The 10,503-nt window shown below is 64.2% G+C and carries 10 protein-coding genes; 6 read left to right on the top strand and 4 right to left on the bottom strand.

Annotation, left to right across the window (positions count from 1 at the left end; all coding sequences use genetic code 11):
* Positions 1–181: hypothetical protein (locus AC5JJ6_RS25640; protein ID WP_496044786.1), on the bottom strand; the 181-nt coding region annotated here is incomplete at its 3' end.
* 170 nt (positions 182–351) lie between these two features.
* Between AC5JJ6_RS25640 and AC5JJ6_RS25635 the strand changes: the two genes are divergently transcribed.
* On the top strand, positions 352–3,771 hold the full coding sequence (locus AC5JJ6_RS25635; RefSeq protein ID WP_496044785.1) for a transcription-repair coupling factor: 3,420 nt from the start codon (positions 352–354) through the stop codon (positions 3,769–3,771).
* Between the two features lie 22 nt (positions 3,772–3,793).
* Here the strand turns inward: AC5JJ6_RS25635 and AC5JJ6_RS25630 are convergent, their stop codons facing one another.
* Positions 3,794–4,882 carry a S1C family serine protease gene (locus AC5JJ6_RS25630; protein ID WP_496044784.1) on the bottom strand — a complete coding sequence of 363 codons (1,089 nt, stop codon included), beginning with the start codon at positions 4,880–4,882 and terminating at the stop codon, positions 3,794–3,796.
* Positions 4,883–5,041: 159 nt separating this feature from the next.
* On the opposite strand from AC5JJ6_RS25630, the gene AC5JJ6_RS25625 reads away from it, so the two are divergent.
* The 3 genes from AC5JJ6_RS25625 to AC5JJ6_RS25615 are packed head-to-tail and all read left to right on the top strand — an operon-like array spanning position 5,042 to position 6,662.
* The gene (locus tag AC5JJ6_RS25625) at positions 5,042–5,974 is read left to right on the top strand and encodes a DnaJ C-terminal domain-containing protein (RefSeq protein WP_496044783.1); all 933 of its coding nucleotides are present in this window, start codon (positions 5,042–5,044) and stop codon (positions 5,972–5,974) included.
* Positions 5,974–6,327: a chaperone modulator CbpM gene (locus AC5JJ6_RS25620; RefSeq protein ID WP_496044782.1), complete on the top strand. Its 354-nt coding sequence runs from the start codon at positions 5,974–5,976 to the stop codon at positions 6,325–6,327. Before AC5JJ6_RS25625 ends, AC5JJ6_RS25620 begins: the two co-directional genes overlap by 1 nt.
* 47 nt (positions 6,328–6,374) lie before the next feature.
* Positions 6,375–6,662 (top strand): DUF3253 domain-containing protein, encoded by a 288-nt coding sequence (locus AC5JJ6_RS25615; RefSeq protein WP_044429458.1) that lies wholly within the window; start codon positions 6,375–6,377, stop codon positions 6,660–6,662.
* A 26-nt stretch (positions 6,663–6,688) separates the two neighbouring features.
* Here AC5JJ6_RS25615 and AC5JJ6_RS25610 read toward each other — a convergent pair whose 3' ends face one another.
* Positions 6,689–7,306: a DedA family protein gene (locus tag AC5JJ6_RS25610; RefSeq protein WP_496044781.1), complete on the bottom strand. Its 618-nt coding sequence runs from the start codon at positions 7,304–7,306 to the stop codon at positions 6,689–6,691.
* 442 nt (positions 7,307–7,748) lie between these two features.
* Between AC5JJ6_RS25610 and AC5JJ6_RS25605 the strand changes: the two genes are divergently transcribed.
* Together AC5JJ6_RS25605 and AC5JJ6_RS25600 are read left to right on the top strand one after the other, a co-directional pair.
* The gene (locus tag AC5JJ6_RS25605; protein WP_496044780.1) at positions 7,749–9,458 is read left to right on the top strand and encodes a glycosyltransferase family 39 protein; all 1,710 of its coding nucleotides are present in this window, start codon (positions 7,749–7,751) and stop codon (positions 9,456–9,458) included.
* A 59-nt stretch (positions 9,459–9,517) separates the two neighbouring features.
* The gene (locus AC5JJ6_RS25600) at positions 9,518–10,228 is read left to right on the top strand and encodes a class I SAM-dependent methyltransferase (RefSeq protein ID WP_496044779.1); all 711 of its coding nucleotides are present in this window, start codon (positions 9,518–9,520) and stop codon (positions 10,226–10,228) included.
* A gap of 23 nt (positions 10,229–10,251) precedes the next feature.
* Here the strand turns inward: AC5JJ6_RS25600 and AC5JJ6_RS25595 are convergent.
* Positions 10,252–10,503: GtrA family protein (locus AC5JJ6_RS25595; RefSeq protein WP_496044778.1), on the bottom strand; the 252-nt coding region annotated here is incomplete at its 5' end.

Here is a 10,503-nt window from a genome sequence, read left to right as displayed (position 1 = left end):
CCACCGTCGAGATCGGCCCCGTCACGGCGGGAGCCGTTATGACGTCGACCGGCTTGGCCGTCCGGTCGGGAGCCGCCGCCTGAGGTCCGCCGTTGCCCCGCATCGATGGCGCGCCGTACCAGACGCCCCCTGCGGCGGCGGCAATACCGACGATCGTCACGATTTGCCAGATCAGCCGCATGGTGCTTGCCAACGCGCCGGCTTTGATCCGGCGCCTCCGTCGTAAGGCCTCGTTTTGAACCGGAAATTTCCGGCGAATCGGAATGCGGGAACGTTCACGAAAGCGGCCTGTTTTTGCCACCGGTCACGCCTGACCTATCCATTCGAACAATAGCAGACTCAGCATTACCCATGGATCGGAATTTTGACCGGTTGCAACCGGGGCGCAGAATCGTCGCCGGTGCGCCCGAAGGCTACGATGCGGTGCTGCTTGCCCGCTTTGCGGAAAAGGCCGGATGCCCCGGCCTGCTGCACATCGCCCGCGACCATCGGCGGCTCGTCCGCGTCAGACGCGCCCTGGCTTTCTTCGCGCCGGAGCTAGAGGCGATACCGCTCGTCAGCTGGGATTGTACACCCTATGACAGGCGCTCGCCGTCCGCCGCGCTCTCGGCCCTGCGTGTCGATACCCTGCTGAAACTGGGGCGGCCGGCGGCGAGGCCCAGGGTGGTCCTGACCACTACCCAAGCCTTCCTTCGCCGGCTGCCGCCGCAGGGACTGCTGGAGACATCGGCCTTCAAGGCCGCCATCGGCGACGATATCGAAGAAGCGCTGCGCCATTTCCTGCTGCGCAACGGCTACTCGCCGGCCGACTCGATCGGTGCGCCGGGGGACTTTATCTGGGACGACGATCGGATTGACGTCTTCGTTCCCGGGGGGACCGGGAAACTGCGGATCGACCTGCTCAACGGCGCCCTCAACGCGGTCCGGCGGGGTGACGACGAAGAGGAACTGGATCGGCTGGAATTGCCGCCCATGTCGGAAGTCGTGCTGAACGACCGCAGCATGCAGCAATTTCAGACCAACTATCAGGAGCAGTTCGGCAAGGTCGAGGGGCACGACCCCTTGTTCGAAGCGGTCGCGCAGGGCAGGCGCATGACCGGCATGGAGCACTGGCTGCCGCTGTTCTACGGACGCACCGAAACCCTGTGCGAGTACTTGCCCGGCTGCCCGGTCACCCTTGATGACGGAGCCGAGGTCGAGCGCGACGATTATCTCGATCAGATCGCCGACGCCTTCCAAACGCGGAGCGCGATGGGAAGCATCGAGGAAAAGGCGAAGCTTCCGGTTTTTCGTCCGCTGCCGCCCGAGCAGGTCTTCATCGACGCGGCGGCCTGGAACGCATGCCTCGAGCCTCGCTCCGTAACCGAGTTTCGGGCAGCGCCCCCGGAAACTGAGCCCGATACCGGCATGGTTGACGGCCGTGCCCGCCCCGGGCCGCGCTTCCACGGGGCCGACGGCGCCGAGGCGTTGAAGGCTCATCTGGACAGCCTGCGCGGCGCCGGAACGCGCGTCCTGTTTGCGGTCGAGCGCGATGCCATGCATCCGCCGATGAAACGCCGGCTCGGCGATCCCGACCTGCGGTCCGCCGGCACCTGGGCGGAAGCCGAGACCGCCGACGATAGCTGGGCGGTCGCGACCCTGCCGGTGGAGGCCGGCTTCGAAGCTCCCGGCTTCCATGTCATTGCCCGTGCCGACATCGTGAAGCCGGACAGCGGTAAACGGCGCCGTGTGGCGGCCGAGGCAGCCGGCGACTTGCCGGAAATCGCCGCCATCGCCCTTGGCGATCTGGTCGTCCATGCCGAGCATGGGGTTGCCTTATGTGAAGGGCTGGAAGCGGTCGATGCCGCCGGGGCGCCCCACGACTGCGTCCGGCTGATCTACCAGAAGGGCGACCGGCTGTTCGTCCCGGTCGAGAACATGGACCTCCTGTGGCGCTTCGGAACCCCCGGCGAAACGGTCCAGCTCGACAAGCTAGGCGGCACCGCATGGCCGAACAGACTGGAGCGTGTCCGTGAAGCGATGCGCGAAGCCGCCGGCGAGCTTATTTCCACGGCCGCCCGGCGCGAGATGGCCGAGGTCGAGCCGATCGTGCCGCCGCGAGCATCCTACCGGCGGTTCAGCGCCCGGTTCCCCTATACCGAGACGGACGACCAGCAATCGGCGATCGACGATGTGCTGGCCGACCTCGCGTCGGGCAAGCTGATGGACCGGCTGGTGGTCGGCGACGTCGGGTTCGGCAAGACCGAGGTCGCCCTCCGCGCCGCCTTTGCCGTCGCATCGTCGGGTCGTCAGGTGGCCGTCGTCGCTCCCACGACACCCCTCGCCCGGCAGCATGCCGAAGAGTTCCGCGGGCGTTTCGCCGGCTTCGGCTATGAGGTTGTCGAATTGTCGCGCCTCGCGGGCGCGGCGGGAGCGAAAGAGGCCCGGAAGCGGATCGCCGGCGGCCAAGCCCGCATCGTTATCGGCACTCAAGCCCTCCTCAGCCGGTCCGTGACTTTCAAGGACCTGGGCCTCCTGGTGCTGGACGAGGAACAGCGCATGGGCGTCAAGCAGAAGGAGCGCCTGAAGGAGATCGCGGACGGCGTTCATGTCCTGACCATGACCGCGACGCCGATCCCCCGTACACTTCAGCTGGCCTTGGCCGGCTTGCGCGACCTTAGCCTTATCGGCACTGCGCCGGTCGAAAGGCAGCCTGTCCGGACCCGTGTACTGACTTACGAGGGCGACGCCATCGTTCAGGCCCTGCGGCGGGAACGTGAGCGTGGAGGGCAGAGCTTCTATGTCTGCCCCCGGCTGGCCGACCTCGATCTCGTTGCGGAACGGCTTGACGCGCTGGCGCCCGATCTGCGGTTCATCCGTGCCCATGGCAAGATGCCCGCGGACGACTTGGACGACGCGATCACCGCTTTCACGCGCGGCGGCGGCGACGTCCTTCTGGCGACCAACATCATCGAAGCCGGCCTGAACATACCCAATGCCAATACGCTGGTCGTTCACCGCGCCGATATGTTCGGGCTGTCGCAGCTTCACCAACTGCGCGGACGTGTCGGACGCGCCGATTCGCGCGCCTACGCCCTGCTCACGGTCGAACCGGGGCATGAACTGTCCGACACCGCCCGGCGCCGCCTGGATGCGATGGCCGCCCTGACCGGTCCGGGCTCCGGGTTCAACGTCGCCAGCCAGGATATGGACATCCGCGGCAGCGGCAACCTGCTGGGGGAGGAGCAGTCCGGTTCCTTGCGCGCAGTCGGCGCCGATCTGTTCCAGGACATGCTGCGTCAGGCGATAGAGGCGATCAGGGCCGGCCGCGAACCGGAGGAGCCGTGGACGCCGCGCATCACGCTCGGCATTCCGGTGCTGATCGACGACCGGTACGTACCGGATCTGGACGAGCGCATGGCGCTCTACCGTTCCATCGCCGTGATCGACACGAAGGACGCGGCAAAAGCCTTCGCCGCCCGGCTTGCTGAACGGCACGGTCCTGTTCCGCCCGAGGTCATGACCCTGCTGGGGCTGGGCGAACTGAAGCGGCTGTGCCGGGAAGCCGGGGTCGAGCAGATCGACGTCGGGCCGCGCGGTGCCCTGATCTCATTCCGCCACGAACCCAAGGGAGTCGAAGCGTTTCTGAAGCGGCAGGCGAAGGCTCGCCGGCGGGACGACGGCCGTCTCGCCGTCTCTCTTGAGGAAGGATCGTCCGACGACAGGGTAGAGGTTGCGCGGACCATCCTGATGGGGCTTCTGAGCGGCGCGGAGCAGCCGGTACCTGCCTGAGCCGCCGACCGGGCAGGGACGGTCAGGAAATATCGATGACCGTGACGTCCACCGTGAAACTGCGTCCGTCGCGAAGGACCGTCAGCGTGACGCTGTGCCCGATCCCGGCCCGGTCCAGCTCCGTCGCCAGATCCGCCAGTGAACTGACCGGCTTCCCCTCCGCATGGGTGATGACGTCGCCGACGCGCTGCGCCGACCTGCCGAAGCCGCGCAGACCGGCGCGGTCCGCGGCGGAGCCCGGTACGACTTCAGCGATGACGACGCCGCTGACGCCGAGCTGGGCGGCGATCTCCTCCGGCGCCACCCGGATGCCGATTCCGGGCGTCGGGACCTTGCCTTCGCGGATCAGGGCGGGGACGATCCTGTTGACTGTGCTGACCGGCACCGCAAATCCGATCCCCGCCGAACTGCCGGAACCGGACAGTATGGCGGTGTTGACCCCGATCAGCCGGCCGGCGCTGTCGAGCAGGGGACCGCCTGAATTGCCCGGATTGATCGCTGCGTCCGTTTGGATGACGCCCACGATCTCGCGGCCTCCTCCCGTCGGCAGCCGCCGCTCCAGGGCGCTGATGACGCCGGTGCTCAGGCTGCGGGTCAGCCCGAACGGGTTTCCGATCGCGAATACCGATTGACCGACCTTCAGGTCGGTCGAGCTGCCGATCGGGATGGCGCGCAAGGCCGCCCGCGTCTCGCTGAGGCGGAGCACCGCCAGATCGCTGTTCGGAGCCATGCCGATGACGGTTGCCGGTATGGCCTCGCCATTGTCCAGACGCACGGCGACGCGGGTGGCGCCTTCGACCACGTGATGATTGGTCACGACATGTCCCGCGGCATCCCAGATGAAGCCGGAACCGGCTCCCCGCGTTCCCCGCCCGCCCAGTTCTCCCGGTGCTTCCGCGCGGTCGGTAAAGATGTAGACGACCGACGGGGCCGTCGCGTCGAACAGGCTGATGGTCGATTGCTCGGTTTCCGACAAGGACCCGCGCGGCGTCACGGCTCTCGGTTCGTCGGCGGTCAGCAGGACGCCGCGGACGAAGCGGTCGCCGAACCAGATCGTCGCGACCAGCAACGCCCAGACCAGCATGTATCGCCAGAACCGCTGCCCACCCATCTCTTTGCTCCCGCCGCGGACTTGCTTGTTTAGTGAGGCGAGCCCTGTTGCGGGTCAAGCGCAAAGGTACAATATCTTTTGATCGGTACGACCGAACGTCAATCGGTGAGACGGCGGTGTTATAATGGAGCAACTTTCCCTTCGGGGCCGGTGCCGATCATGACAGATCCATATGAGATTCTAGGACTTTCCAAAACAGCCTCAGACGACGACATCCGCAAGGCTTACCGTAAGCTGGCAAAGAAATACCATCCGGACCTCAATCCGGGGAAGGCGGACGCCGAGACGCGCTTCAAGGAGATTTCCGCCGCCAATGCGCTGCTCTCCGATCCCGAAAAGCGTGCCCGGTTCGACCGGGGTGAGATCGACGCGTCGGGCACCGAAACGCCGCGGAATTTCTACCGTGGCTTCGCCGATGCCGGGGGTGCCCGGCGCTACGGCGGCGAGGAGCACTTCGTCGACAACGAAGATCTGGAAGGCTTCTTTTCCGATCTGTTCGGCCATCGTGGCTCCGCTGCGGGCCAAGCGGCCGGCGGTTTCCGGATGCGTGGCGGAAATGTGACCTACTCCTTGCGCGTCCCGTTCCTGGATGCCGTCAAGGGTGCCCGCAAGCGCCTCAATCTTCCCGATGGACGGACGCTGGATGTCGATATACCGGCGGGCATCGCCAGCGGCCAGACCATCCGCCTGAAAGGGCAGGGCGGTCCCGGGATGGGCGGCGGTCCGGCCGGCGACGCCTTGATCGAGATCGAGGTCGAGCCTCATGCACTGTTCCGCCGTGACGGAAACGATATCAGGATCGACCTGCCGGTGACGCTTGCCGAAGCTCTGCTGGGCGGCAAGGTACGGGTGCCGACCGTCGACGGCCCCGTCGTCATGACCGTGCCGAAGGGAGCGAACAGCGGTACCGTGCTGCGGCTGAAAGGCAAGGGCGTGCCGGCGGCCAAGGGGGGCCCCAGGGGAGACCAGTACGTCACCGTGCGCCCGGTCCTGCCGACCTCTCCCGATGCCGAGTTCGAGGAGTTCATCCGCCGCTGGTATGAGAACCATCCGCAAGACCCCCGGATCGATCCGGGCAATGAGACGGAGTGATGACGATGATGGCGCTAGAGCAGGTGCTTGCCACCGTCGGACGGCTTGACCGCCGTGAGCTGACCGTATGGATCGAGCGCCGCTGGGTCCGGCCGCGTCACGAAGCGGGCGGGTACCTGTTCACGGACCTTGATGTCGCCCGAGTCACGCTGATCTGCGACATGCGCCATGACATGGCGATCGACGACGAGGCGATGCCGGTGATCCTGGGGCTCCTGGATCAGGTCTACGGTATGCGGGCGCGGCTCCGCCATCTGGTCGACGCCGTCGCGGCGCAGCCGGAGGAGGTGCGGCTTGCCATTGCGGCGGAACTTGGCCGCAGGATCAGGCAGGACGATGAAGATCGTGGTTAAGTCAAGCCGCCATAGCCTCGAGGCGCGGGTTCTGCTATGACGCGGACATGAGCGAAGACAAGAAAGAAGATCCGATCACCCAGCGTATCCTGGCGATGATCGAAGACGGCGGGTCCTTCACCCCTCAAGAGGTGGCGCAGGCCTTCTATAAGGACGTCAAGTCACCCGGCATGCCGCCGGACGGCTGGCACAAATACATGACGGCGGTGCGCCAGCAGGCGATCCATCTGGCTCGGGCCGGCCGCCTCCAGATCACCCGCAAGGGGGAGCCGGTCGACCCGAACAATTTCAAGGGGGTCGTCCGCCTGCGCAAGGTGCCGCCGGAAGCCGGCTGACACCTTGGGTTCAGGGCGGCTTGGGATCAGTTCGTTGCCGTTGCCTTCACGGTATCCGCCACCAGCGCCGCGGCATCTGCCCGGCGCTTCTTCCACCGGTTGACCAGCACGGCGCCGACCGTAAACAGCACCAGCACGCCGAGCAGGACGAGCGACAGGGTGCCCGCCGCTTCGCCGACCACGTGCTGAAGCGCCATTCCCGCCAGATACCCGGCCCCGGCGAAGCAGACCGCCCAGATGCCGGCGGCGATGAAGTTGAGGAAAGCGAAGCGCCGCCAGGAGAGTGTGCTCATCCCCATGGCGAAGGAGCTGAAGTTCCTGATGCCGTAAATGAAGCGAAAGCTGAGGATGAAGGCGGTGCTGTACTTCTCAAGCAGGACCAGGGCTTTGTCCACACCGGGCTGCCAGCGCGGATAACGCCTGAGCATTCGGGCGCCGGCATGACGGCCGAGCGCAAAATACAACTGGTCTCCCAGGAAGCTCCCGGCCCACGCGCAGGCGACCAGCGTAACCAAGTCCACCATGCCTTCCCGAGCGGCGATGCCGGAGAAAATGACGATCGTTTCGCCTTCGAGGAAAGTCCAGGCAGCGACGATCCCATAGAAGAAATCGCCATACCGGTTGATCAGGTCAATGATTTCCATATCGTTCCAACGAGGGTGCTTCCGGCACGGTCTTGAAGCTGAACCTTGATAAGGGGCGGCTCGACCGCAGTGTTTCCGCCATCCCGGTTCACAAGCATAGCCATTTCCACCGAAGCCCGACAGCCATAATCGAGAGATTGCCGGCATCAGGCGCAGCCTTCAGGATGTTCGGCCAGGATGTCCGGCTGCTGTACGCGCCGATTGAGGCTGGAATATGGTCATAGCCCTTGGAAGATTAGGGGGCAGAGGGTAGGGCCGGAGAAGCGGATGTCGCCCGCCGTAGAATTAACACGTAATTAGTATGTTGACCGGATATTCGCGTGGTGGCATCTGGGATGAATGTCTCGGCGCCTCTCAAGGCGGTAGGAATGACGTAAAGAAAAAGCGTGTCGCGGATTTCGCGCCGGGACGCAAGGCAAAGGCATCGTCAGGGTTTTCTTCCATGAAATTCGATCGGCGCGCCGTCATTTCCGGCGATACCGGGGATGCATGCAGCAGCGGTCTGAATGGCCGGCTTTTCTTCGACATACTGTCGGCGATGGTACTGGCCGCCGTGCTGGTCCTGGTGTGCATCACCTTCCAGGACTACGGCATCAGTTGGGATGAGGAAATTCAGAACACTTACGGCAAGAAGATCCTCTCCTACTATCTCAGCGGTTTCGAAGATCAGTCCGTCTTCAAGCACTTCAACCTGTATCTTTACGGCGGTTCGTTCGATCTGCTCGCCGCCATCGTCAACACGGTTTCGCCTTTCGGCGAGTACGAGACCCGGCACCTGCTCGGGGGACTGACCGGGACCCTTGGACTGGCCGGCGTCTGGCGGCTCGGGCGCCTGTTCGGCGGTCCGCGTGTCGGTTTTCTTGCCCTGATGCTGATGACGGTGACTCCCGTCTACTATGGGCATATGTTCATCAATCCCAAGGACATCCCGTTTGCCTGCGGCATGGTCTGGTCGCTCTACCTGATGTGCCGCATGATGGAGTCCTTGCCGCGGGTGCCGCTGACGTCCGTGCTGCTCCTGGGTGCCGTTCTCGGACTTACGCTCGGGACCCGCATCATCGGCGTCCTGGCCGGCTTCTATCTCTCGTTGGCGCTGATGCTTTATCTGGTGCTCGAAGGCCGTTCCGGTGCCGGACCGCGCGAGGTGGCTTCCAAGGCCGCCGGTATCGCGATGTCCTTCCTGCCCATGCTGCCGGTGCTTTACCTGACGATGGCGTCGGTTTGGCCGTGGTCATGGCAGGAACCGCTCAATCCCGTCCGCGCCGCGACCGTCTTCGCCAACTTCCCGTGGCCGGGATCGGTGCTGGTCAACGGCACCATGATCAAGGCGACGGAGCTGCCGGCCTATTATCTGCCGCTGTTCATGGTTACCCAGCTGCCGGAGCTTGTGCTGGGCGGACTCATGGCTGCCTTCATTATAGGAGGCTTCAGGGTGACGAAAGTTTGGACGACAGGGGAGGGTATAGGTGAGCTTCTTGCCGAAGTGCCAAGGCCGGTGGTCCTACGATACTTCCTGCTGATCCTGTCGGCCCTGTTCCCACTGATCTACTTCATGGCTGCCCGGCCGTTGGCGCTCAACGGCATGCGGCACTTCCTGTTCATGCTGCTTCCCTTTACTGTTCTGGCCGCACTTGCGCTCGACCGCGTCTGGACCTGGGGGGCCGAGCGGTGGCCCGCGAGGCAGTGGGCGGTAGCGATGCCGTTGGCCGCGACCATCATTTTCCAGACTTGGTCGATGGTTCGCCTGCACCCTGAAGAATACATTTTCTACAACCAGCTTGTCGGCGGAGTAGCCGGTGCCGAAGGCCGGTTCGAACTGGACTACTGGGGCACGTCGATCGCGGAGGCGACGGAGATCATGGAGGCCAAGCTGAAGGCGGAGAACGGCGGCAGGCTGGGGGGCCGCTACAAGGTCTTCGTCTGCGCCAACCCGACATCGGCCCTCTATTTCCTGCCGCCCAATTTCGTGTTGACGGAGGATAGGCGAGAGGCGGATTTCTTCGTGGCGCTGACCCTGTCCGGATGCGACAAGACCTCGGATGGCAAGATCATGGCCGAGGTCAGCCGCTTCGGCGCCAGGCTCGCGGTAGTCAAGGACCGGCGTGATTTTGTCGGAAGGCCGCTTGCCAGGGTTGCCAAGCCGCTTAACTGATACGAAACTGTCCAGGACACGAGAAGCCAGGACAAACTGCGGGGAGGTTGTTCGGAACCGTGACTTCGTGGATCGACTTCTGGGACCGCCCCAACGCAGTTTATGTCAACCAGCGCAACCTCGATGCCCATTTCGAGTGTCTGACGCGGGACATCGAGCGCTTCGTCCCGATCGGCGGTAAGAAGGTCGTTCTCGATTTTGGCTGCGGCGAGGCGCTGGGGGCAGAGCGCTTGGCGAAGGGATGCTCTACCCTGTACCTCTACGATGCCGCGCCGGCAGTCCGTAGACGGTTACGGAAGCGCCTCGCGCATAACGGAAACATCATCGTTCTGGACGATCAGGAACTGCGGCAGCTCGATACCGGCATTATCGATCTTATTCTGGTCGTGTCGGTCATTCAGTACCTGCGAAAGGATGAACTGGTTTCGCTGCTGAGATCCTGGCACCGACTGCTGAAGCCGTCCGGCGAGTTGATCGTGGCTGACGTAATCGAGCCTGGGACACCGATAATTCTGGACGCTGCAAGTCAGTTGAGGTTTGCCTGGAGCAACAGCTTCCTCGTGCCGGCTCTTGCGGGAATCATCCGCATGTTCTTCTCGGATTATCGGGAACTCCGCCGTAAAGCCGGATTTGCCATGTATCAGGCCAACGAAATGCTGGAGCTGTTGCGCGGGGCTGGGTTCGATGGGGCAGGGCTTCCGCGTAATCTGGGGCCGGGGCAGCATCGGCGCGCCTACCGGGGACGAAAACTACCTGTCCCTCTGGTTTGACGCTGTCTGGAAGAAGTCCTGACTCAACTCCTCGCTTTTCCTTGCGCGAAAGTCCAGCGCCGGTTGCCGAGATAGCTCCAGGCCATGACAGCGACGGTCGCCGTGATCTGAGCCGGCAGGTAGTGGATGCCGGCACCTTCGGCGAGCAGCGCCATGATGACGCTGTTGAGCAGGAGGCCCAGAACGGCGACGGCCATGAACTTCGCGGCCGTCGGCACATGGTCCTTGTCGCTCCGGAACACGAATCGATAGTTCAGTACGTAGCTGATCGCGGC

The organism is Skermanella sp., from assembly GCF_059503625.1.
This window is presented reverse-complemented; position numbering and strand designations above follow the sequence as displayed.